Origin of the sequence: Rubinisphaera italica (assembly GCF_007859715.1) — a bacterium.
Classification (GTDB): domain Bacteria; phylum Planctomycetota; class Planctomycetia; order Planctomycetales; family Planctomycetaceae; genus Rubinisphaera; species Rubinisphaera italica.
Window position 1 is genome coordinate 1,287,051 of record NZ_SJPG01000001.1, and the last position, 23,367, is coordinate 1,310,417.

Below are 23,367 nucleotides of genomic sequence, written 5' to 3' on the forward strand. Positions count from 1 at the left end.
GATTTTCGTCTCTGAACCAAGTGTCTTTGATAAATATTTGATGTAGATTCCAAGACGTTCTTCAGAAGAAGGGGATTCCAATAATGTTGTAAATTTATAAATAACATAAAGTTATGACTAATTCATGAGGTTCGTGATCGCGATATGTCGTTTTTTACGGAATGCGCATGGACAGTAGTCTGTGCGCTTGCAATCGCATTGAAGGTTGTTGATCATACAATTCAGCTGTGGTATCGCCAATCAACCAAGCGACGGGTTGAGTCAGCAAGGCAATTGCTGACAGGCATAACAGGATTGCATTTAGAAAGTGACAACAGTGACACGTACAGACCGCCTGCAGAAGCTGAAAGTCAATTTACTATCCCGAAGAGATGAATTGAGACGTCGCTCCGGGAGATCTTATGATTCCAAATCGAGCAACGACTCGGCTATTGGAGATGCAGCTGATATTGCTCAATATAATGAAATGAGTGATCTCAACAGTCATTTGATCTCCATGGAAGCCGACGAGCTTTCCGAGATTGAGAACGCTCTCAAGAAATTCCATAATGACAGTTATGGGATTTGCGAAGTGACCGGGAAGCCCATTCCGATTGCCCGCCTCGAAGCCATGCCTTTGACGCGCTATTCCGTTGAAGCTCAAAGGGAATCAGAACGTCAAGCGATGGTTTAGAGGAATTACTGTTATTTGTCGTCGAAAGAGTTATGTTCAGTCTGCAAAGGCAGTATTTGCTCTGGTCTACTCTGACAAATAATACTGAAGAATGACTCATAATTGAGAATGTCTTTTTGTGAAATCAAAAGGTCACGTGAGTGCTTGTCAATTCAGGCATTCAGGTGGCCTTTTTGTATTTCTTTCGTTGTTCTGGTTGAATTCAGCTCTCGTTGACAAAATTCTCTTTTCCTCATAAAAGTTTCATACCTCAGATCACCTCCGTTCCCGTAGCGAAAAACTCTCTGAACTCCACTCACGGACATTCGTCTATCTTATTTTCATTTTTGTGATTGCCTCAACTTTTTATGACTGCTTCTGCAAGTCATCTCGATCTGTACAGCCCGTCTTCATCGAAGAATGCAGTTTTGCTGCGAATTCGCTGGTGCCTGGTCTTGGGGATCGTGTGTGCTGCCGCCTTTGCGGGTTGTCAAATTACTGATTTTGAAGGGACTTCCCAGCAGGGGAAATCCTTGCTGAATCCGATCACTCCGGGAATGGAAACGGTTCAGCTCGACATTGTGTATGTGGAGCGAGATGCCGAAGATCCTTTGCTGTCCAAGTTTGTCTGGGAAGAAATCGACCAGGTTGGCACTGTCGATTTAGAAACTCGGTCTCGTTTGCGTGATCAGGGATTTCGGGTTGGGCTTGTTGGATTAACTCCACCCCGGACATTGCAGCGTCTCCTCGGACTCAAAAACGAAATTACGGATTCTGCCGGTACGTCACGTCATACCGATTTGATAGGGCGTCAAACATTTCTGCCTTCTGGTGGAACCACGTCGATTCAGACCAGCATGCCTGTTCCAGAAATGAAAGTCTTGTTGACTGGTTCAAAAGAACCCATTGTTTTGTCAGATGCACACGGGGTGTTGCATACTGAAGTTGAGCGGCTGCAGGATGGATGGATCAAGTTGCATCTGACTCCAGAAATCCATTATGGCTCATCGCAGTTACGACCCGTTGCCAGTGGGAATCAATTTCAATATCAGGGTGGGCAGCAGATTGAACAATTACGTGACTTATCTTTTACTGTGACGATGAATGTCGGTGAGATGCTGATCCTTTCGGCTGATGAAAACGCAGAGGATCAAATTGCCGGGAAATTTTTTATCAATCAAAACGGTCAGCGAGATCGTCGGTACATGGTCGCGATTCGCCTGACAGACATGAAAAAGATACAGCCGCTCTATGAAAATTAATGTTTTCAGGGTGTGTGAAACGATCTGAAATTGCTGCGATTGTCGAAGCTGTCATAATCGGATCATTCCTCAGGTCTGGTGAATTGCGTGCAAAGCGGGAACACGATTAATCGACGACTTCGCTAAGTCCTGTCGTAGCTACACCGCAACGGAACATTATGAATGGTTGGTACGATTGCTGTGATTGCCTGAGGCTTCGTGCGGATTGGGGTTTTCCGTCACTAGCAACTGCAGGTTTTAAATTGTCACGACGATAATTTAATTACGAGTACGCATTGCAGGACGCAAGAGTCGCGGTCGACCGATCGTTCACAGAAACGGTTCCCGGATAGCGGTCAGACAACAAGGACGACTCACCCCCCGAAATCGTGATGATCGATTTCCAGTAGAATGAAAGCCCCTGATATGACTCATACCACCACGACACCCCATACACGCCGACGTCGTATTTCTACTTCTGTGCAGAATCCGCTGGAAACGTATCTGCGTGAAATTAACGAAACGTCGCTCCTGAGTGCCGATGAAGAAAAAGACCTCGCCCGGCGAATCGCCATGGGTGATGCACAGGCACGTGATCGCATGGTTCGAGCCAACTTACGGCTCGTAGTCAATATCGCACGGGGTTACTCAAGCAAGGGGCTGCCGCTACAGGATTTGATCGAAGAGGGAAATCTCGGCTTGCTGCGAGCTGTTGAGGGATTCGATCCCGATATGAATACTCGCTTCAGTACTTATGCCAGTTACTGGATTAAGCAATCGATCAAGCGGGCATTGGTCAATTGTGCGAAAACGATTCGTATTCCGGCTTATATGGTTGAATTGCTCTCGAAGTGGCGAAAAGCGACTGCTCGACTTCAAGACGAATTAAATCGCACTCCGACTGCTGAAGAAGTCGCTAAAGAGCTGGAGATCCCTAAGAAAAAACTGGGGATCGTCAAGAAAGCGATTCAGCTTTACAACACGACGCCACAATCCGACGATGATGAAAATGGTTGGTCGCTCGGTGAAATGGTTGCCGACACTCGTGAGGATGGACCGGAAGCTGAACTTCTCAATAATGACAATCTGACACACGTTTACCGCATGCTGGATGAAATGGAAGACCGCCAGGCAACTATTCTGCGAATGCGATTTGGTCTCGATGATGACGAGCCGAAGACACTCAAACAGATCGGTGAGTCACTCGGGTTGACTCGTGAACGAGTTCGACAAATCGAACAGGAAGCTCTGAACCGTTTGAACCGTGGCTTGATGGGTGACTGAACTCTCGTGAGGTAATCACGAGTTATCAAGCAGGCACTGAACCAGAGCGAATGTGTCTAGAGCATATTCAAAAAATACCTGCAGCGTTAGGCTGGAGCAAACACAGCGTTTTTAGGACATTTTGTGTCCATGTGACTGCAGAAACGATTTGAAAATGGTCTAATCGAGTCACGTGAAATGATTATTGATCGGTTCTTAATGCAGTAACATACAATGAAACTCTCTCCTGTCCCTTGGGGTCAACTTGGGATCGCACCTTCAAAGCTGGGGCAAGCTTTGAAGGTGTTTTTTATGCGCTGTGAGTATTATACCTGTTGAGCAACGAATGTTGCTGGCTCGTCTCGTCTGATTTTACTATTGTCGAGTTGCCCTGTGGTAATGTTTGTTTCTGTTTTAACCTGGGCTATGATCGAATGACTCAATCGGATTTCATGATCTCGTTAAAGCGAAAACTCCATGTTTGGGCTGCCCTATAATACTGCTGTCGTTTTACTCGGAACAGCGTTGGTTGGTGCCACCTGTGGCATCATTGGAACCTTTGCAGTATTACGCAGACGGGCCTTAACCGGGGATGCACTGGCTCATGCTTCGTTGCCAGGAGTTTGCATCGGGTATTATCTGGCTGGAGGACAGAATCTGGCACTACAGTTTGCCGGAGCTTTTTTATCGGGTTTGCTTGCCGTGTGGTTGATTCGCATACTTCCACAGATTTCAAAAACCAGAACCGAAACCGCAGTTGCAGGTGTGTTAAGTGTTTTCTTTGGAGCTGGAATTGTTTTGAGTCGAATGATTCAGAACAGTGGCAAATTTGGTGGCCGGGCTGGGTTCGATGCTTTTTTGTTCGGCTCTCCAGGCAGCTTGTTGATTAAGGATGTTTACCTGATTGGTGGAGCTTGTCTGCTTACCGTTTTGATTATTGCATTAACTTTTCGCTTAAGCGTCGGCGTAACGTTTGATGCGGATTTCCTGTCGGTGCAAGGGTTACCCACAAATCGAGTAGACTGGTTACAATTGTTGCTGTTAACGACCACTATCGTCGTTGGCTTGCCCGCAATTGGCGTTGTAATGATTGTGGCACTCATCATTACTCCTGCAGTAACTGCTCGATTGTGGTCGGATCGCTTTTATCAGATTCTCTTGATATCTGCGGGTATCGGAGCGGGAGCCTCTGCGATTGGAGCTTTGTTATCTTCGCTCGATACTCGAATTCCTGCAGGTGCCAGTACGGTACTGGTTTGTACGGCCTGTTATTTGGTTAGCCTGGTGATCCGTCATTTTGCAAGAACGTTTCATGACTTGGAGCGAATCACGAACTGATTCAGCTTGATTGAGTCAAGGAGGCTTTCCCTGTGATTTGGGACATATCAACATGATGGTCAAAGCGATCGCGTAGCGGATGATCGTGTGTGACTACTATTAAAGATGATTGATTCTCACGAACGGCATCGAGCAACAAATTGACTACAGTATTCGCATTTTGAGGATCAAGATTACCTGTTGGCTCATCGGCCAGAATGAGAGCGGGCTTCGTGAACATCGCACGGGCAATGGCTGTTCTTTGTTTTTCTCCCTGAGAAATTTGACGCGGATAGCGATCGAGTAGTTTCTCGATTCCAAATTGCTCAGCCAGTTGATGGATGCGACTTTTTACGTTAACGGAGCTTTGAATGCGGCCCAGATTTCGCGCGACTCCGATATTGTCGTAGACGGTCAAGTAATCGATCAGGCGAAAATCCTGAAAAACAATGCCTATATTTTCCAGCCGGAATCGACGGATTTGTGCTCCAGTCAGAGAGGTCAAATCTCGATTAAGGACCTCAATGGTTCCTTGAACTGGCGAAACCTGACCAGTGATGAGAGAGAGCAGTGTCGTCTTTCCCGAGCCACTCCGACCAGTCACCGCCAGCGTCGAACAATTGGGCATTTCGAAGTGATCGATCACGAGCTCAAACTGGCGATGGCTAGTCTGATAGACAAGATCAGAAATTTGAATTGCAAACTCCGAAGCCGTTGATGATCTGGTAGTTGTCGATGAGTTACTCAATTTTCATCATTCTGAACAGACAATTGCGGTCGCTGTTGCGTACTCTTTACCGTGAGAGATGGAAAGCAGTATCTGATCGATTCCTCGCTGCCTGGCGAATGTACTGGTTTCACCGCTCAGACGAACTTCTGGCTGGCCAGATTGTTGGGAAATGACTTCGATTTCGTTCCAGTGAATTCCCTTGATGAATCCGGTACCAAAAGCTTTCATAACCGCTTCTTTTGCAGCCCAGCGACCTGCATAATGTTGAGAGGCATTCTTTTTCGAAGAGCAATAATCGATTTCGTAAGAGCTGTAAATCCGCTCGGTAAAACTCTCGGCGTGCCGTTCAATCATGTCTGTGACACGGCTGATTTCAACAATGTCTGTTCCCAAACCTAAAATACGCATCGTCGAGCCATCTTCTTTGAGAACATCTGATTCTGATTGAAAATCAGCATGCGGGATTCAGGATTCAAGATCCTCTTCAATCTCCTCAGCTACAACACTCTCCTCCGCCTGACACCAATCTTTCAGGATCTTCATATCCTCTTCAGTAAGCTTCGCTTCAGGATGCAGCGGCAGGTAAAACCAGAGGGGCATCTCTCCGGATTCAATCGAGCCAAAGCATTCATCAAGAAAATATTCTGGTGTTTCTTCGAGTTCGTAATAGTCGCCCCATTCCGAAAAGTTGAGGTAGTCTCGACCTTCACGAACATCTTTGGCCATCAGCCACGACCCGGGTGCAACATAACTGTACCACGGCCAATGTGTTTCGTTTGAATGGCAATCGTAACAAGCCCGGCGAAGAATCAGTTTCACTTCTTCAGGTGCATTAATGTCTGCTACGACTTCTGGATTTTGACGATCGACGGGGACTAATTGAAGTCCCAGAAATAAAACAATACCAAAGACCGCAATGCGACGCAGAATACTTGGCTTCATTTTTGGGGTGGTTTCATCGGGTTTTTGAGCTGGCTCAGTCATGATGATCTCCGTTTGGAAGGCAAGTGGGGTAGGTTTTTAATTTGTGAGGCAGGTATTTTGATGATATGGATCTGTGCTGATGGATTCAACAGTATTGTTGAATTTCTAAGTAAACTTTGCGGACTAATCTCATCTTTTCGCTTGATAAAGATGAGATGTTCGTTCCCCCAAGCGACTGTGCATTTGTAAAGAGATTCATCCTGAAAAGTCTCAAAGTCTCACAAGAATTTGTAATGATTATATGGGGTTTTGAACATGGAATGACATAGTTTGCACAATCTTTTTTAGTTCAGTCAGGTATTATTGTTGGGTGTCTGTTGTAAGTGTTAACTACAGAATAGGTTACGGTTTTATTAGGGTCGGAGAAGGGATTCTTGGATTTCCATTTGAGCAGAGGGCTTCATTGTGTCGCATCTTGTTGCGAATTAGAAATTTACGTCGATTTGCATGGCTGTGATCCCCGTTGACCAAATTTCAGGAATTCCACTACACTCCGCCTGCTGAATGGTCCGTCCTTCCAGTCGTCGCAATCAGAGTTCCTTTCTTCAATTCTCAAGCGATGTTTTTCCCCCCCTGTAGAAGACTGAAATTCGTTGATCAATGGTGTTCATCGAGCGACCATTTTGCCGAGCCATACGAAAGGTAACGCTGTTGCCGTTCGTGGTGCTGGTCGCGCTGGTTGCATTGATGTTAACTTCCTGGGCACAGGATGACGTGGCCGAAAGCCGAGTTGCGTTCAAGCCTCCCTTTGCAGAATCCACTGAAAAAACAGGCCCAACGATTCTCGATCCGATTTTCATCAGCTGCGATTTTCTACATGAAGAGTCGACAGCGGCAGTCGATGTGACATCACGATTGTACGGGGATGCAAATCAAATCCAGGAGAATGGGTCTGCTCCCGAAAGTGTTTCGTTGCTGCGGGGCCGTTGCCAGATTCAACAGGGCGATTGGGAACTGAGTGCGAATCAGATTGTGATCTGGAAATCGACAGTTCAGGATCAGAATCGCCTGATGACTCGAATTGTCGTTTATGCTGAGCAGGATGTGTTACTCAAAACGGATGCAAGAAATGAATCGGCTCAACCAGTTCTGATTGAACTTGTCACGTCAGCTGAGATAACAACTGTTCCTCGTCACGAAGTGCAGTTGATCTCTGCAACCAGTGATCCTTTTTTGGAACGAGCAAAACTGGCTCGGTCACGACATCAGCAAACTGCACTCAATCAACCTCGGCTCATCGCACCAGATAACGCGATTCCACTCAGTCCTGCAGAGATTGATTTCGACAGTCTGACACAAACGCTTCCTGTGGTTTCTCAACGGCACATCGTGATTTCACCTCGAAGTTTTGGTATCGGGTTCGATGTGAAAAGCTATCTCTCTCAGGAGTCCTCTCCACCTGAGCAGATCACCGTGATTTCACAAGGAGTGAACATTGTTGTTGAAGGCGTGGGGCCTCTTGATGGAGAGCAGGTCGGAGCATTGGATATTTCAGCCGATCAGGTTGTGATCTGGACGCAAGCAAATGCTTCAGGGACATTTTCACCGGAAATGTTTCAAGACCAGAATTCCCCGATGCAACTTTACCTGGAGGGTGATATTGAAATTCGTCAGGGCAATCATGTCATGCGTGCTTCCCGTGCTTATTACGATATTCGAGAAGATCGAGCCGTCCTGCTGGATAGTGAACTGCGTGTGAACGTTCCCGATATGCAAGGGGATCTTAAACTCAGAGCTGACCGAATTCGGCAGCTTTCGCACGACAGTTTCCACGCAGAAAATGCCTGGGTCACAGGAAGCGAATTTGGAGTGCCAACTTATCGAATGGAAGCAGGGGATATCTTCATTGAGAATCGCTACGACGGGGGCTGGGTTGGACGAGGTGATGCCGAAGTGGATCCTCAAACAGGACTTCAGGTTGCCCGCCCTAAACCTTGGATTACCAGTCTGAACAATAAATTCCGAGTGGGTGAAGCTCCAGTCTTCTTCGCTCCGTTTGTGAGTGGTCCGGCAGAAGACCCACATATCCCCATCGAAAGTTTGACACTCGGCCAGGATCGTATTTTTGGCGGGCAGTTGAAAAGCGTTTGGAATCTCTCAAAGTTGCTCGGTCTGAAAGGGAATTCTGATCTCGATTGGAACCTGCAGGCAAATATGTACACAGAGCGTGGATTCTGGCTGGGAACCGATGCAACGTATTCCAGTTCCGCTCCGATCGGTACAGAGGGAAGTTATTTCGGTGAAGCAGAAGGAGTGTGGATTAACGATTGGGGAACTGACAATCTGGGGCTGGATCGCCGCGATTTGGATGTCCCTTCGAACACACGTGGTCGCGCTTTATGGCGACATCGCGAGCACATATCGGATTCCGTGTGGATAACCGGCGAACTTGGATTCTTAAGTGATCGTAACTTCCTCGAACAATATTACGAGTCGGAATGGGATCAGGGCAAAGACAACGAAACTCTAATCAGCATTAATCATCAGGAAGACAATGTCGCGGCTTCGATCATGGGCCGATACCGACTCAATGAATTTTCAACAGAAGCAAGCTGGTTACCGAAAGCCGACTTGACCATTCTGGGCGAACCGTTGTTGTGGGATCGGCTTGTGTACTCATCGAGAACCTCAGCAGGATATGGTCATCTGCAACCTGGTGTTGCTCCTGAAGATCCCAACGATTTATATATTCCGCTCAATTACACACCGGATGCAGAAGGAGTCGTGCTTTCAACTCGCCACGAACTTTCAATGCCATTCAACTTAGGAGCGGTGAAAGTCGATCCTTATTTACTTGGTGAAGCCGCCTACTGGCAGGATGATGGATTTACGAATCAGAGCCTGAATCGTTTTTACGGTTCTGCTGGTGTGCGGGCGAATTTGATGCTTTGGAAAACCTACCCTCATCTGTTCAGCCCGTTGCTGGGGTTAAATGGATTGGCTCACAAGCAGAATCTGGGAGTCGACTATTACTTCGCCGATTCCACACAGGATTTGAGTGATGTGCCGCAGTACAACGAATTTGATGAAAACGCGCAAGAACGATTTCGCACGCGGTTAATTTTTAACACGTTCGGCTTTATGAATAATGCCTTATTGCCTAATCAGTATAATCCAAGAAATTATGCGGTTCGCTCGGGGGCAGCTCGCAACGTCAGTTCGCCTTACTTCGAACTTGTTGACGATCAGCAGGTTGCTCGCTTCAATTGGAATCATCGCCTGCAAACGAAGGTTGGTCCTCCCGAACGTCAACGCATTAAAGACTGGATGACTTTGGACCTTGGGGTGTCTTACTTCCCGGATGCTGATAACGATAACTTCGGTGAAGATTTTGGATTGCTCTCCGCCAACTATATGTGGGATGTCGGTTCCCGTACCAAATTTCTGGCCAATGGTCAGTTCGATTTCTTTGAAGAGGCTCCTCAGACCTGGGACATTGGATTCCTGACACAACGCAGTACTCGTGGAAGCATGTATCTGGGGTATCGCAGCGTTCAGGCAGGACCGCTGGAAAGTCAATTGCTCACTGGCAGCGTCAGTTACGCGATGAGTCAAAAATGGATTGCCACCTTTGGAACCGCATACGATATCGCTGAAAATCAGGATCGGGGACAGTCTTTTACGATCACGGGAATTCGCTCAGACTTCCTGATTCATGTTGGAATGTCGGTTGATAGCAGTAAGGGCAACTTTGGCGTTGGCTTTATGATTGAACCTCGTCTCGGACCTATCGACGGATCCTCGGGTCGTCTCAGTTCATTGCTGGGGACACCATAACAGAAGGTTGTGATTTTGAATTTCGGGACTATCAGATGGGCCATTCAGAAGTAACGAAACTGGACCTGAAACAATTATTAAAATCTGTGGGCTGTAGAAATTAAATGAGAACTTCATTAATCGATTTAATGACAACGGAAGATGCTTCCGAAGAACCCCGTTCGAATCGATCACCCTGGCGTCAACGTTTAGTTGATGGTGAACGCGGCATTACGCAATGCTTCAGGATGAGCAGTACGCTCTATTTCGATTTTTTCGCCATTAGCATCCTGCTGTGTACTGCGGTTGTCGTCGAACTGAGTTTGCTGACATGGGCGTTTGTCTTCTTATGCGTCATTCTGATTCTCGCCGGAGAGTTAATTTACGACGCCATTCTCAAGCTCGCCATCGAGAACCGTGAACGACTCTCCAATAAAACGCTTGAGTATTTGAACGTCATTAACGCAGCTATCCTGGTTCAAATATTAGGTTCGTTCCTCACGATTGTTTTTATTCTGGGGGTGAGGATTGTTGAACTGGATTGGTTCTGATTTGTGTCGAAATCTCCAGATAAGACGTTATGTTGATCGGAGTCAACCAAGGCTTCGTTTTTTATGCATACGATGTGGGCCGGACTGCAACAGCAGTTAATAAGACCTCCGTGACTTCGTCTGCAGTTCACCGCTTGAACGGACCAGCTTCAGCAGCCAGGAATTCAGTTCACGATGATTGTGCAATCGCAGACAAGTCGCACGTTGACTCACGCGAGTGGCCTACCGTGCTCAATTGAAATTCCAGCAAGAAAACGGCTTATGTCTTGCAACCTCCCTGCGTCGCTACCACAATGTACCATTCAGAATAATCCTCTCAATAGCTGCAATATTTAGAATTCTGCTAAATGGCGATTTCGTTCGGTTTCGTTTCGTTGAAACCTGACATCAATAATCACTATTCTATCGTAATCGTATTTGCTGCTGTTGATGAGCTATTGGTCAATTGCCCTGTTTGAATACTGAGTCAGGAATCCTCCTGTATTGAGATGTACAAATTGGGTGTGCACATTGTTTTTGTAGAGATCGTGAAAGACAACGGGTTACGCTATGCAGTTTCTTGAGGGTAATACTGTCGGAATCGACTTGGGAACTACGTTTTCCTCAATTTCGATGATGGACGAAAGTGGTGAGCCTGCTCCCCTTTTGAATTCGGATGATCGAACAATTACTCCTTCGATTGTCATACTCAGCGAGGAAGGTCAGGTTGTTGTTGGGCCGACTTTCGAACGAATGTCGGTCGAAGATCCGGAACGGATTATCGAAGCGATCAAACGTCAGATGGGAAATAAGGATTTCTATGTCGTCTTTCAAAATAAGAAACTGACTCCGGAATTCATCTCGGCTTTGATTCTTAAAAAACTCAAGCAGGATGCCGAAGAACGGATCGGGCCAATTGCCAATGCCGTTATTACTGTGCCGTATTACTTCAACGATGTTCGTCGTAAAGCGACTCAGGATGCTGGTCGAATTGCCGGATTGAACGTGGTCGACATTATCAACGAACCTACCGCCGCCACGCTGGCTTATGCCTGGATCAAAGGGGAGTTGGGGATTAAAAAAGCAGACTTCCAAAAGAAGACGATTCTCGTTTACGACCTCGGGGGTGGTACGTTTGACGTAACCGTTGTGGAATACACACCAACAAACTTCCGCGTCCTCGCGACCGATGGAGATGTGATGCTCGGTGGTCTCGACTGGACCCGACGCGTGGTCGATCATGTCTCCGAACAATATCTGCAAAAACACGGGACTGATCCTCGTGAAGATCCTGAAACACTCCTGCAGTTCACCCAGGAATGTGAAGACGCAAAACGTCAACTCAGTAATAAGTCTCAGGTTCCAGTGAGTCTGTATTATCAGGGAAAAACTTTGACGGTTGCGTTAACACGCGGCGACTTTGAACGCATGACTGCGGACCTGATGCAACGTACGCGGGACACAACCGAACTGGTTATGCAACAAGCGGGCGTGAAAGCTGGTGAACTGGACGATATTGTCGTTGTCGGTGGTTCGACTCACATGCCAGTTGTTGAAGCGATGCTCATCGAGGTTGCTGGTCGCAAGCCATCAAGGGATGTCTCCCCTGAAGAAGCGGTTTCGCAGGGAGCGGCCATTCATGCGGCGATTCTCGAAGCGCGGGCAACGGGTGGGGGATCTAAAATTGCCAAAGCGGCTCTGGATCGACTCCGTTCGGTCAGCACGGCCGATGTCAATTCTCACTCTCTGGGAATTAAGATCACTGATCCCAATAATCGGGTTCAGAAAATCAATCACATTATGATTCCCAAGAATACGCAAATCCCATTCAATGTGTCCCAACGCTTTGTGACGAACTCCCCGAATCAGCGTTCGATTCATGTACACATTCTCGAAGGGGAAGCCAAGGATCCAGCGGCCTGTACGTTAATCGGTGATTTTCGCATCGTCGATCTGCCTCCTAATCTCCCTCAGAATTCTCCTGTGGAAGTGACGTACAGTTACGATGCCAATGGCCGTATTAGTGCAACCGCTCGCGATTTGACAGGAAATCGCGAAGCGGCCACTCAAATTGTACGCGACTCCGGTTTGGATACCGCTGGTGTCGATGCCATGGAAACTCTCGCTTTGGAATATACAGTCGAATAAGTTCGGTTTATGTTTGACCGGGAATTTTCTTAAATCGCCTGACAAAACTTAACGAAGACGAAATGACTTGGGCGGCCGGGTCGTCCCACTCAGCGGAAGACCCGGATGTTCAACGATTCGGGGGCTTCTCTTCGAGAGCGCCTCCGCCACTTTCGTCATGATGACTTTCGAAGTCAATTCAATGATGAGTATTGTTAGGCGTTCTTAAAGAACGGAGTGAAGACTCGTGGCGATTGACGTTTATAAACAGTGGCTCGGAATTCCCGAGGAGCTTCGACCACCGACACATTATCAGTTATTGCGTCTGATCGATTTCGAGGACGATCCTGAGAAGATTCGCGCTCATTACAAAAAACTCAATGGTCTTGTTCGCCAGTATGCGACCGGCGACTACATGCTTGAGTCTCAGGATTTACTCAACGAGTTAGCCAAGGCAATGTTGTGCCTGACCGACAAATCCCGCAAACGAGATTATGATGAGAGCCTCGGGCGCGAATTTGGTGATGAGAAGGATCGTGGCAGCAAACCGATGCTGCGAATACTGGTTGCAGAAGGGGAAATCGGTAAAAGTCAGATTTCTGAAGTCGAAGAGTTTGCTGACCGTCGCGGATTAACACATCGAGACGCAGTCGTTCAGATGAAACTGGTCACACCACAAAAAGCAGCAGAGGCTCTGGCTCAGGAACTGGGGCGTCCTTTTGTCGATCTCGAATCGACATTACCAGACGATAACGTTCTCGATCAGGTCCCTCGGAAACTCGTCAAAACACATAGTATTCTCCCATTGTTTGTTGATGAGGATGTCATTCTGGTCGCTGCGATGGATGAGCCGGATCATGAACTCGAAGATGAATTCCGTTTGCGATTTGGCAAACCGATGCGTGCAGTGATTGCCACACCCCTGCAAATCAATCAGTCGATTGCGAAATACTATGCTCCGGGAGCTAGAGACGAAGCAATCGCTGCTCAGTTTGATTCCAAGTCAGTCGGTCGGGGTAAAAAGTCTGGCAAGAGTTCCGGCAAGGTGAAAGCCGAGAAACCAAAGTCTGAAATGACGGATGATGAGAAGAAGCAGAATTTCCAGCTCGGCTTGATCTTCATGTGCTGGGCAGTCGTCGGCTCGGCTCTGATCGATCAATTTCTGATCAAACCTTACCTGTTTCCACGCTGGTCATTCTTTCTAGGCTTGATCTTCATCGTGCCCCCGATTGCCTTCTTTTTGCTGTATGAGAAGCATTTCAAGAAGTGATCGATCACTCGCAGCCATCCATAAAAAACGCCACTGCTGGTCAGTCAGCAGTGGCGTTTATTGTTTACCATGGATTTTGTCAGATAAATTGCTTGTAAATTCTTTCTATAAACTGTGGGAAATGAGAGTAAGGGGTCAATCAACTACGGCGTCGGTTTTCCATCCAGATCCGCCATGATTTTTTCTTTTAATCGTGGCACATAAGAATCCGTTCTTGGTGGCATCTGCTTCACTTTATCTGGCAGAGCCTCAATTTCATCCCGAATCGATTTCGCGCGATCATCCAGATAATCGAGTGAATTCAGTGCCGCAATCGCAGTGTAAACATCGTTCTCATTCAGATCGGCTGCTTTCAACAACACCGGCAATGCCTGTTTCAGATCGTCATCACTGCCGTATCTTCCGAGAGCTTCCGCGGCGGCGACACGCACACTGGACGAGGAATCTTTCAGGCATTTTACCAGTTGCTTGCGAGCCTTATCGACTCCCTGTTTCTCATTCATCAATGCCCACTCACATGCCCAGTAGCGAATAGTCGCTTCTTCATTTTCGAAAGCATTCTCCATTGTTTCCTGATCGATTTTGTCGACATCCAGGTGCGAAGCAGCCGCAGCTGTCAGGAGGACACGATCGTATTGAGCGAGTAAGTCGCCATTGCGTTGCACATCGTACGGTGACTTTCCGGCAGTTCTTTGATTCAGTTCCGCTTCAGGCACAATACCCAGATCTTTTGTTTCAACCATGAATTGAAACAGAGCCTGTCGAAAATCCTGCAAGGTTTCTTCATGAGCAGGATCGTCTGCCAGATTGTTGACTTCATCTCGATCAGCTTTCAGGTCGTACAGTTCTTCAACCGGTTTTTTCTGCCAGAACAAATCCTGAGCGGGAGTCAGTTTCCCCTGTTCGTGAAGTTCGAACCATTTGCGGGTTGTCGGGGTGCGGAACATGTAATGCACGAACTGACCATAGGGACGATGGCGATTGAAATGTCGGATATAAATAAATCGTTCATTGCGGACACTGCGGACAAAATCGGGACGTTCATCCATGCGACCACGAAAACCGAAAATGAAATCCTGCTCGGGGGCAGTATACTTTCCAGCGAACGCATATCCCTGCCATTCCTGCGGAGGTTCAACACCTGCCAGACTCAGTACCGTTGGGGCCAGATCGACAAAACTGACGAGCCGATCAGAAGTTCCATTCACTTTATATTCAGGCGGAGCCAAGTGTTGAAATTTCTCGGGAATCACAACAATTAATGGCACATGCAACCCGCTGTTATAGGGCCAGCGCTTGTGCCGTGGCATTCCTGAACCATGATCGCCGTAGTAGAAGATGATCGTTTCGTCCATTAAACCGGCTTCCTGCAACTCTTGAATATTCTTTCCGACGATCTGATCCATTTCAGTCAGCTTGTCGTAATACTGAGCCCAGTCCTGACGAACTTCGGGAGTGTCAGGATGATACGCAGGCACTCGCACACCGGCAGGGTCGTGCACTGCAGTATGCGGCCGCTTACGGAGTTGACTTTCGTGGCTGACGGTGTGATTGAAAATCGAGAAGAATGGCTGGTCCGGATCTCGATTTTTCCAATGGGCTTTCCGACTGCTATCGTCCCATAGGTCCTTTGGCTTTTCGAGGTTGTAATCCTCTTTGCTGTTGTTCGTGCAATAATAGCCAGCCTGACGGAGATATTCCGGATACATTTTCAGTTGTTCTGGCATCGGTAAATTTGATCGCATATGCTGAGCACCCAGACTGGGCGGATACATCCCCGAGATAATGGTCGTTCTTGCTGGTGCGCAGACTGGAGCATTCGACCAGCAATAATTATATCGTAATCCGCGAGTTGCCAGCTGATCGATATTTGGGGTGTCGGCATATTGGTCGCCATAACAGCCGAGTTCCGGACCGTTATCTTCACTGGTAATCCACAAAATGTTCGGGAGTTCAGCCGCCCAGACATTTGACACAGGGGTTACGATAGAAAATAGAATGAATCCGAAGATCAGAATTCTCATATTTGGGTTTCCTGCTTATCGTGGTATCAATTGGCTTGCTGATGAGAATTGAATGACTGCGTCACAGTCGCATCAATCATTTTGGATTCATCATGGCGTACTGGTGAAATCCCTGCAAGTCAATTAGAGTTTATGAGCAGTTATAGACATCTTGTGATAAAGAAGAGAATTTGAAATGAATAATTGGCATCTCACTGAAGGCTGGCTGGATCCTCCAGGAGTCAGCTGGATTGAGGAACAGCAGTCTTGGAATTTTGTTTTGTATGCCAGTCGCGCATCTCGCGTTGTATTACTGCTGTTTAATGCTGACGATTTCGATCATCCAATTCTCGAGTTCGAGTTCGATCAATATCGCAATAAGTCAGGTCCCGTCTGGCATTGCTGCATCGAAAACAGCCGCGCTCCAGATGCACTTTATTATGCGTATAAGGTCAATGGACCGCAGAAAAATGAAGACGGGTTCTTTCGTTTCGATTTCGATAAAATTCTTGTCGATCCTTATGCAAAAGCCGTTCACTTTCCTCCAAAATTCGATCGAGAACTGGCCAAGCATCCTGGCTCAAATCTGGGCAAGGCTCCACTCGGAGTGCTCGATACGGACCACCCCTTCGATTGGCGGGATGATGCGTTTTTGAGGCATGACTCCGATCTGGTGATTTACGAAATGCATGTTCGTGGATTTACAAAAGATCCCAGTTCCGGTGTGCCAACTGCAAAACGGGGGACGTTCGCAGGTATCGTCGAGAAAATTCCTTACCTGCGTGACCTCGGTGTCACTGCAGTGGAGTTGATGCCAGTCTTTCAATATGACCCGGCCGAAGGGAATTACTGGGGATACATGCCGTTGAATTTCTTTGCACCGCATCATGAATATGCGATGGGAAAGGAAAGTCGGGTTGTTCAGGATGAATTCAAAATGATGGTCCGCGAGCTTCATCTGGCGGGTATCGAAGTGATTCTCGATGTGGTTTATAATCATACTTGTGAAGGGGATGACAACGGTCCCAATTACAGTTTCAAGGGAATCGGGAACGACATGTATTACATGTCTGTACCAGGCCAGGAAGGAGAGCCGGAGTTTGCCAATTATACCGGCTGTGGAAACACACTCGATGCGAATCAACTCCCGGTCAAGAAACTGATTGTCGACAGTCTTCGCTACTGGCGACATGAAATGCACGTTGATGGTTTTCGATTCGATCTCGCATCGATTTTCGCCCGACAAAGTGATGGTTCGATCTCAGTCAGTCAGCCGCCGATCTTTTCTCAGATTGTCACCGCTGAAGACTTTTTGAATGTGAGACTGATAGCCGAGCCCTGGGATGCAGCAGGGGTCTATCAACTCGGATACACCTTCCCCGGTTGGCTGTGGATGCAATGGAATGGTCGTTATCGCGATGCTCTCCAACGTTTCGTCAGCGGCGAACAGGGCATGATCTCCGAATTGATGACCCGCATCTATGGCAGTGCCGACTTATTCCCTGACGACATTCAGCATTCCTGCCGTCCCTGGCAGTCTGTGAATTATATTTCTTCGCACGATGGTTCAACATTGAACGACATGGTGACTTACGAACAGAAATACAATTGGGACAATGGTGAAGAAAACCGCGATGGTTCTCATGAATTCAAATGGAACGCCGGATATGAAGGCGAGGAGGGAGCCCCCGATGAGGTCGTTCAGCTTCGCAAACAGCTAGTCAAAAATTATATGACATTGCTGATGGTTTCAAATGGTTCCCCCATGCTGCGTATGGGGGATGAGTTTATGCAGACTCAAAACGGAAACAATAACGCTTATAATCAGGATAATGAAACAAGCTGGCTGGATTGGTCAAGACTCGAGAAGCACAGCGACGTGTATCGATTCTTCAAAATGATCATTGCGTTTCGCAAAACCTTCGGCTCGATTTGCCGTTCTCGCTACTGGCGAAATGAAGTCAGCTGGTATGGTCCCTCTGGCCCCTGCGATATGATCGGTCACTCGCAGACACTGGCCTTCAGCCTGGTCGGCAGTCAGAATGACAGCCAGGATTTATACGTGATGATAAACGGCTCTGATCAACAAATCGACTTTAAAATCGTCGAAACTCCTCCCATCAAATGGAAGCGAATTGTCGATACCTCATTACCTTCTCCGGAGGATATTATCGACTTCGGCCGCTGCACAGTCATGCAGTCGACATGCTATCCTGTCGCGGCTCGTTCAATTGTAATTCTGTTCCGGGACACGTAGAGGAGGTGGAAGGAGGGTGAATTTCCCGTTCAGATTAATTTCGCATGACCTTCCAGAGAAGATATCCGCCAATAAAGCTGGCCAGGACATTAGCAACCCACATCACCCAGTAAGCTTCGAGCGCCCCGTTCTTTGCCTGATTCATCGACAGCATGATGATCGGATAGTAGATGAAGACAATGGGCATAAACACCATAAAAAACGTGGTCAGAAATTGCTTCTTGGCGTGAATGATTGAAATCGGGCTGCCAACCAGGACGAAGAAAAAGCAACTGCCTGCCATCGCAAAGCGGCTGTGATACTCGGTTTTTAGTTTATTGCTGCGTTGGAGGTCGGTTCCAGATCCTTGCACCAGTTCCAGAAAATCCTGTTTTGTAAATTCTTCGAATCTGCCCGTCATCAAATTCATGGCCGTGGCGATGGTTTGTCGGGATTCCCGCTCTTTTTCTTTCTGCTTGATCTCCTGAAGTTCTTTGGAAATCTCATTGGCAGCCATATGTCGGGCTTTGCGCTGCTTGTCGATTAAAGGGAGCGGGAAAGGATATTCTTCTTCACGTATCCAGGCTCCCCTGCCATCTGACATATGAATATAACCACCAACGACTTTGATGGTTGCCACCCCTTCGGAAAGATTGAAATGAATATTGGCGGATTCGGCTTGAATGGTGAATGTCTGCCCGCTTTTTGGTGTATAGCGAATGGTGGGCTTGATCAGTGTTTTCTGATCGACATCAATGACGGTAATTGCCAGACTCCCTTGAGGATCTATGAATTGATGATCGCTGCGAAGTTGATCCAGGAAGATTTTCTCCATCTTCAGAAGCACCGTTTCCTGAATTTTGTCGATAGACCAGGGAATCACACGGTCAGTCAACACGAGTGCACCCGCACTCAGACTGGCTCCCATCAGTAATGCTGGCCATAACAGGGAAATCAAATTGATTCCAGCGGCTCGAGCGGCAATCAATTCCTGATCACCAGACATCCGTCCGTAAACCACAGTTACTGTCAGAAGCATGGTCGCCGGAATCGTAATCGGAAGCAGGCTATAAATGACATACGGGAGAATCTGAAGGACTTCGACAGGTCCCAGACCATTTTCCGTGGCTTGTTGAAAGACACCAACAAAAACCAGCAGAATCGATATGGCTATTAAAACCATTACGAAAACACGCAGCAGTTCACCAGTGATGTATCTCTGAAGCAGTCGCATAAAGCAGGCAGATCCAAGCCAGAAATGGTTTTTTGACAGCGGTTTGATACCTCATATTAGCATAATGGGTCAATATGGATTGCGTTCAGTCCAGTTGGAGATCCTTTACTTAGCGGGATTAAATCCCAGGAAATTTCCAGTTCTGCCCGGAAATCTCTCAAGTATAATGGCGTTAGCGAGTTTTCCTTCAAGATTTTGAACTATGTTTAATAAAGAACACATTACTAAAAGTGTTCAACTCGAAAACACTGTCAATATTCATGAGGGGATGAAGAATGGCAACTGTAGTGAACAATAAGGCACTTCCTGGTGCAGGCCAGCCCATTAAGTCGATTTATGCTGACGAAGCTGATTTTCAGGACTTACTAAAGTATTTTGTTGAGGTATTGCCGGAACGACAACTGGAGTTACAGGCTGGTCTTGAAGAAGGGGATATCTACTTATTGAAGTCTGTTGCCCATCAGCTCAAAGGGGCAGGGGGCGGATATGGTTTCCCGGGATTGACAGAACGGGCTCAGCATCTGGAAATGATGTGTAAAATGGAAAATCATGCGGAAATTCCAGAATCTTTGCAGGCATTGGTTTCCTATATGGAGCAGATTTGCCGGTAGTTTCAGTCGGATTTGACTTCACACCAATCAGTTGAGGCTCAACGACTTGCAACCGGTTCGACTGCATGTCACGATAGTCATTACACGGCTGGTTTGTACTGACCACCGTAACTGATTCTAACGCATTCTTATTCGCATCAGCGACAATGCTTTAAGCGTTAGTGGTTCAGTGATCACGTCATTGTGAACAATATCGTAGCTCGATTATGATCAGATAAGGTGCGGGAAGATGCGTAAAGAAAAATTGCCAACCATTCGTCGAATTGGATTTTCACTGCTCTTGCTGGGGGCTGGTTATATGCTCGGTTCCAATGGAACTTTCCAGCTCGCGACCTCAGTCGCTCAGCCACCATTAAATGCTGATATCGACAATAACAATCAGGCTGTCGATCTGGCCAATGAAACCGTTCAGCAAATCCAGGGTGCGAATGCCACAATGGGACAGGCGATGGAATCGTTGCGAATCGAAGGCAAATATAATCCCGCCACAACTGGCATGAATCCATACCTTATCCTAACCGGTGGGGGAGATGCCATTGCAGATCTGGAAGCAGGGATCGGCGTTGATCCGATTACTTTCGCAGAGTTATATGCGGGAATGGCATTGCGTGAAGTTGGTGATGAAATCACACGTGATGAACAGAATCGCCTGCTTTACAAAAACAAACTCATCCGCATGTATTCAGTCGACCGTATGAAAAAACGATACGAAACCTATCAGGCGATTCTTTCAAAACGCGTTCTGCCTTAATACACAGTTCGGAAGTAACTACGCAGAAGTTGAATATTCCAGGCACAAAGCGCAAGCGAGTGTGTCTTAGACCATTTTCAAATGGTATCTGCAGTCGCATGGACTGATAATGTCCTAAATACGCTGTGTTTGCTCCTGCTGAACGCTGCAGGTAATTTTTAAATAGGCTCCATAAGCAACCGGGACAGACTCGCTTGGGCTTCGTGCTCTTAATGATCTTCACCTGAATCGGGTGACTTAGCGCTCTGCACCACCGTTGGCGTAATAAATTTGACCCGTGAGATAACTTGCTTCATCTGAAGCAAGAAACCGGATCAGGTTGGCGATATCTTCCGGTGTTCCCCAGCGTTTCAATGGTGTTTCCTGCATGACTCTTTGCTGCCAGGCATCGCCTACATTTTCACCCCAAGCCGTTCGAATCCAACCGGGAGCGACGCAATTCACACGAACATGCGGTGCCAGTGAGACAGCCAGCGAACGGGAAAATCCCATAATCGCATTCTTGGCAGCCGCGAATAATTCTCCGCTATCTCCTTCCATACCACGCTCGGCTTGATCCCAACCAATATTGAGGATGACACCACTTTGCTGAGCATAAAAGCGGGTTCCAACCGCTTTCGAGAGAGCAATCGTGCCGCGAACATCGATTTCAAAGAGCTTTTCGAGTTTCTTCAGATAAGGCCACTCGGGTGCTTCCCCAGTCAATAAATCGACGCCGGCATTGTTGACCCAGATATCGAGTGTTTGATGGAGATCAAATGCTCCATTAACCAGTTGAGCATACTGCACGGCATCACTGAGATCTGCCTGGATGATATGAACAACTCGCCCCAATTCACGAACTTGGGAAGCCGTCTTTTCAATTCCGATTCGATTACAGTTGTAGTGCAAAATCAAATCTGCACCACCACGGGCCAGTTCCAGTGCAATGGCCTGTCCGATTCCGGAAGATGCACCTGTCACGACAGCGCATCGATCATACAAACTGGCAAACGGCTTATTGGAAGTCATCGCTGATAAGTTCACTCTATTGGGAAGTCGTCATTATAAGAAACTGTAGGTTAGGCACAGCCTGATCGACTAATGAATTACGAAAAGCACGACAACGGAGTGCGAAGTAGTTATTTGACGGCTAAAACAAACCCCTGAAAGGGACTAGAAGCCGTCGTCGACCCAGCCGCCTTCGGGGGCGCTGAGAGGGCTGTAGTCGACAAAGCGGAGTTGCTGTTTGATCCAAGTCAGGTGTGCATCTCCGATCGGACCACTTCGGTTTTTGGCGACAATCACGAAGGCTTCACCGGGGCGATCTTCGGGATCGTAGGCTTCCGGACGGTGCAGAAACATCACAACGTCGGCATCCTGTTCGATCGCTCCAGATTCTCGCAGGTCCGCAAGTCGAGGTCGTTTATCTTCGCGTTGTTCAACTCCTCGGTTCAACTGGGCCAGGGCAACGACGGGAATGTCCAAATCCTTGGCCAGGAATTTCAGACGTCTTGTGATCGAGGCAATCTGCTGTTCACGAGGCTGGTTCTTGTCTTCGGCTTCAATCAACTGGAGGTAATCGATAATCACAATGCCGATATCGTATTGTCGTTTCATGCGTCTCGAAACTGCTGCGATTTGCGACATTGTGCGACCGGGCTGATCATCGACAAAAATCGGATACTGACTCAATTCGGTTGAGCCTTCGAGAAGGGCATGATGATCCATTTCATCCAGATCCCCCTGTCGAACTTTGTGGCCATCGACTTTCGAATGGATACACAGCAGACGTTCGGCCAATTCTGCTTTCGACTGTTCCAGACTAAACAGTAACACTCCACTTTTTGCCAGTCCCGCAACCGCCAGGGTGGAGTTACAGACAAAAGCTGTTTTTCCCATACTCGGGCGAGCGGCCAAAATGATGAGTTCGGATTTCTGATAGCCACTCGTCAGTTCATTAAGTCCCACAAAGCCACTGTTGAGGCCACTAACCGTTCCTTCTTGGTCCCGGCGACTGTTAATTCGATCCCAGGTTTCCATCAGGATCGATTTCATATCACTTCGTGTCAGCGATTCCTGCTGCTCGGCCAGCTGAAAGATCTTCTGTTCAGAGCGTGACAAGATATCGTTGATGTCATCGGAAGAATGGTGGGCCTCTTTCAGAATCTCGTTACAGGTATAGATGAGCTGACGCTGCAGCCATTTTTCCCGTACTATCTTCGCATAATACTCAGCATGGGCGGCATGAGGTACCGTTTCCATGATGTCCAGGATCTTGGGCACGCCTCCCGCTTTTTCCAATGAACCCAGCTTTTCGAGTTCATTAGCCAGTGTGACGGCATCGATCCCTCGATCGCCACGTTCAAACATGTCAGCAATCGTCGAAAAAATGCGACGGTTCTGATCATCATAAAACTGATCAGCATTCAAGATGCCCAGAACTTGATCGACCGTGTCATTCACGAGCATCAAACAGCCCAGCACACTGTTTTCCGCATCGAGGTTCATTGGCGGACGTTTACTGAGTAAGCCCTCCGCAGCAGCACTTTTCATATCGGTCGACATGTTCACTCCATTTTACTGACTATCACAGTAGACGCAAAAACAGGATGCCGAACTCGACATCCTGTTTGATTCGCCCTGGTCGGCACCCTTCAAGTCAAACACATACTCAGTGAGC

At 47.5% G+C, this 23,367-nt stretch carries 18 protein-coding genes; 11 read left to right on the plus strand and 7 right to left on the minus strand.

Going from position 1 to position 23,367, the window contains the following annotated elements; translation table 11 throughout:
• The first annotated feature begins 316 nt into the window (after positions 1-316).
• From Pan54_RS04940 to Pan54_RS04955, 4 genes are all read left to right on the plus strand, one after another.
• The gene (locus tag Pan54_RS04940; protein WP_146502455.1) at positions 317-673 is read left to right on the plus strand and encodes a TraR/DksA family transcriptional regulator; all 357 of its coding nucleotides are present in this window, start codon (positions 317-319) and stop codon (positions 671-673) included.
• A 347-nt stretch (positions 674-1,020) separates the two neighbouring features.
• Entirely contained in the window at positions 1,021-1,914 is an 894-nt protein-coding gene (locus tag Pan54_RS04945) for a hypothetical protein (protein ID WP_146502456.1), read from the plus strand.
• Positions 1,915-2,319: 405 nt separating this feature from the next.
• On the plus strand, positions 2,320-3,177 hold the full coding sequence (locus tag Pan54_RS04950; RefSeq protein ID WP_207310040.1) for a sigma-70 family RNA polymerase sigma factor: 858 nt from the start codon (positions 2,320-2,322) through the stop codon (positions 3,175-3,177).
• Positions 3,178-3,633: 456 nt separating this feature from the next.
• The gene (locus tag Pan54_RS04955; protein WP_146502458.1) at positions 3,634-4,494 is read left to right on the plus strand and encodes a metal ABC transporter permease; all 861 of its coding nucleotides are present in this window, start codon (positions 3,634-3,636) and stop codon (positions 4,492-4,494) included.
• A gap of 1 nt (position 4,495) precedes the next feature.
• On the opposite strand, the gene Pan54_RS04960 is transcribed toward Pan54_RS04955, so the two are convergent.
• From Pan54_RS04960 to Pan54_RS04970, 3 genes are read right to left on the minus strand one after another with little or no spacing between them, the layout of a single operon-like run.
• Positions 4,496-5,221, minus strand: a complete 726-nt coding sequence (locus Pan54_RS04960) for an ABC transporter ATP-binding protein (protein ID WP_207310041.1) — start codon at positions 5,219-5,221, stop codon at positions 4,496-4,498.
• A gap of 6 nt (positions 5,222-5,227) precedes the next feature.
• Positions 5,228-5,611 carry a holo-ACP synthase gene (acpS, locus tag Pan54_RS04965; protein ID WP_146502460.1) on the minus strand — a complete coding sequence of 128 codons (384 nt, stop codon included), beginning with the start codon at positions 5,609-5,611 and terminating at the stop codon, positions 5,228-5,230.
• Positions 5,612-5,668: 57 nt separating this feature from the next.
• Positions 5,669-6,187: a heme-binding domain-containing protein gene (locus Pan54_RS04970; protein WP_207310042.1), complete on the minus strand. Its 519-nt coding sequence runs from the start codon at positions 6,185-6,187 to the stop codon at positions 5,669-5,671.
• A 687-nt stretch (positions 6,188-6,874) separates the two neighbouring features.
• Between Pan54_RS04970 and Pan54_RS04975 the strand changes: the two genes are divergently transcribed.
• The 4 genes from Pan54_RS04975 to Pan54_RS04990 all read left to right on the plus strand — a co-directional run bounded on the left by Pan54_RS04975 (position 6,875) and on the right by Pan54_RS04990 (position 13,870).
• Positions 6,875-9,964, plus strand: a complete 3,090-nt coding sequence (locus Pan54_RS04975; RefSeq protein ID WP_146502461.1) for a hypothetical protein — start codon at positions 6,875-6,877, stop codon at positions 9,962-9,964.
• Positions 9,965-10,068: 104 nt separating this feature from the next.
• On the plus strand, positions 10,069-10,494 hold the full coding sequence (locus Pan54_RS04980) for a diacylglycerol kinase (protein WP_146502462.1): 426 nt from the start codon (positions 10,069-10,071) through the stop codon (positions 10,492-10,494).
• 549 nt (positions 10,495-11,043) lie between these two features.
• Positions 11,044-12,621 carry an Hsp70 family protein gene (locus Pan54_RS04985; RefSeq protein WP_146502463.1) on the plus strand — a complete coding sequence of 526 codons (1,578 nt, stop codon included), beginning with the start codon at positions 11,044-11,046 and terminating at the stop codon, positions 12,619-12,621.
• 226 nt (positions 12,622-12,847) lie between these two features.
• The gene (locus tag Pan54_RS04990) at positions 12,848-13,870 is read left to right on the plus strand and encodes a GspE/PulE/PilB domain-containing protein (protein WP_146502464.1); all 1,023 of its coding nucleotides are present in this window, start codon (positions 12,848-12,850) and stop codon (positions 13,868-13,870) included.
• A 143-nt stretch (positions 13,871-14,013) separates the two neighbouring features.
• Here the strand turns inward: Pan54_RS04990 and Pan54_RS04995 are convergent, their stop codons facing one another.
• The gene (locus tag Pan54_RS04995) at positions 14,014-15,894 is read right to left on the minus strand and encodes a sulfatase-like hydrolase/transferase (protein WP_146502465.1); all 1,881 of its coding nucleotides are present in this window, start codon (positions 15,892-15,894) and stop codon (positions 14,014-14,016) included.
• Between the two features lie 175 nt (positions 15,895-16,069).
• On the opposite strand from Pan54_RS04995, the gene Pan54_RS05000 reads away from it, so the two are divergent.
• Positions 16,070-18,130: a glycogen debranching protein gene (locus tag Pan54_RS05000; protein ID WP_146502466.1), complete on the plus strand. Its 2,061-nt coding sequence runs from the start codon at positions 16,070-16,072 to the stop codon at positions 18,128-18,130.
• A gap of 34 nt (positions 18,131-18,164) precedes the next feature.
• Here the strand turns inward: Pan54_RS05000 and Pan54_RS05005 are convergent, their stop codons facing one another.
• Positions 18,165-19,343, minus strand: coding sequence for an LptF/LptG family permease (locus Pan54_RS05005; protein WP_146502467.1), 1,179 nt, complete (start codon positions 19,341-19,343; stop codon positions 18,165-18,167).
• 275 nt (positions 19,344-19,618) lie between these two features.
• On the opposite strand from Pan54_RS05005, the gene Pan54_RS05010 reads away from it, so the two are divergent.
• Both Pan54_RS05010 and Pan54_RS05015 read left to right on the plus strand, forming a co-directional pair.
• Complete coding sequence (locus Pan54_RS05010; protein ID WP_146502468.1) at positions 19,619-19,954, plus strand: Hpt domain-containing protein; 336 nt, start codon at positions 19,619-19,621, stop codon at positions 19,952-19,954.
• 229 nt (positions 19,955-20,183) lie between these two features.
• A complete protein-coding gene (locus tag Pan54_RS05015; RefSeq protein WP_146502469.1) occupies positions 20,184-20,705 on the plus strand; it encodes a hypothetical protein in 522 nt (173 codons plus the stop codon).
• A 237-nt stretch (positions 20,706-20,942) separates the two neighbouring features.
• On the opposite strand, the gene Pan54_RS05020 is transcribed toward Pan54_RS05015, so the two are convergent.
• Complete coding sequence (locus Pan54_RS05020; protein ID WP_146502470.1) at positions 20,943-21,716, minus strand: SDR family NAD(P)-dependent oxidoreductase; 774 nt, start codon at positions 21,714-21,716, stop codon at positions 20,943-20,945.
• Positions 21,717-21,860: 144 nt separating this feature from the next.
• Positions 21,861-23,252: a replicative DNA helicase gene (gene dnaB / locus Pan54_RS05025; RefSeq protein ID WP_146502471.1), complete on the minus strand. Its 1,392-nt coding sequence runs from the start codon at positions 23,250-23,252 to the stop codon at positions 21,861-21,863.
• Positions 23,253-23,367: the final 115 nt, after the last annotated feature.

Excerpts from the sequence above, each read along its gene's own strand:
- Pan54_RS04945 (WP_146502456.1), top strand. The coding sequence starts at position 1,021 with ATGACTGCTTCTGCAAGTCATCTCGATCTGTACAGCCCGTCTTCATCG.
- Pan54_RS04950 (WP_207310040.1), top strand. The coding sequence starts at position 2,320 with ATGACTCATACCACCACGACACCCCATACACGCCGACGTCGTATTTCT.
- Pan54_RS04955 (WP_146502458.1), top strand. The coding sequence starts at position 3,634 with ATGTTTGGGCTGCCCTATAATACTGCTGTCGTTTTACTCGGAACAGCG.
- acpS (WP_146502460.1), bottom strand. The coding sequence starts at position 5,611 with ATGCGTATTTTAGGTTTGGGAACAGACATTGTTGAAATCAGCCGTGTC.
- Pan54_RS04970 (WP_207310042.1), bottom strand. The coding sequence starts at position 6,187 with ATGACTGAGCCAGCTCAAAAACCCGATGAAACCACCCCAAAAATGAAG.
- Pan54_RS04975 (WP_146502461.1), top strand. The coding sequence starts at position 6,875 with ATGTTAACTTCCTGGGCACAGGATGACGTGGCCGAAAGCCGAGTTGCG.
- Pan54_RS04980 (WP_146502462.1), top strand. The coding sequence starts at position 10,069 with ATGAGAACTTCATTAATCGATTTAATGACAACGGAAGATGCTTCCGAA.
- Pan54_RS04985 (WP_146502463.1), top strand. The coding sequence starts at position 11,044 with ATGCAGTTTCTTGAGGGTAATACTGTCGGAATCGACTTGGGAACTACG.
- Pan54_RS04995 (WP_146502465.1), bottom strand. The coding sequence starts at position 15,894 with ATGAGAATTCTGATCTTCGGATTCATTCTATTTTCTATCGTAACCCCT.
- Pan54_RS05000 (WP_146502466.1), top strand. The coding sequence starts at position 16,070 with ATGAATAATTGGCATCTCACTGAAGGCTGGCTGGATCCTCCAGGAGTC.
- Pan54_RS05005 (WP_146502467.1), bottom strand. The coding sequence starts at position 19,343 with ATGCGACTGCTTCAGAGATACATCACTGGTGAACTGCTGCGTGTTTTC.
- Pan54_RS05010 (WP_146502468.1), top strand. The coding sequence starts at position 19,619 with ATGGCAACTGTAGTGAACAATAAGGCACTTCCTGGTGCAGGCCAGCCC.
- Pan54_RS05015 (WP_146502469.1), top strand. The coding sequence starts at position 20,184 with ATGCGTAAAGAAAAATTGCCAACCATTCGTCGAATTGGATTTTCACTG.
- Pan54_RS05020 (WP_146502470.1), bottom strand. The coding sequence starts at position 21,716 with ATGACTTCCAATAAGCCGTTTGCCAGTTTGTATGATCGATGCGCTGTC.
- dnaB (WP_146502471.1), bottom strand. The coding sequence starts at position 23,252 with ATGTCGACCGATATGAAAAGTGCTGCTGCGGAGGGCTTACTCAGTAAA.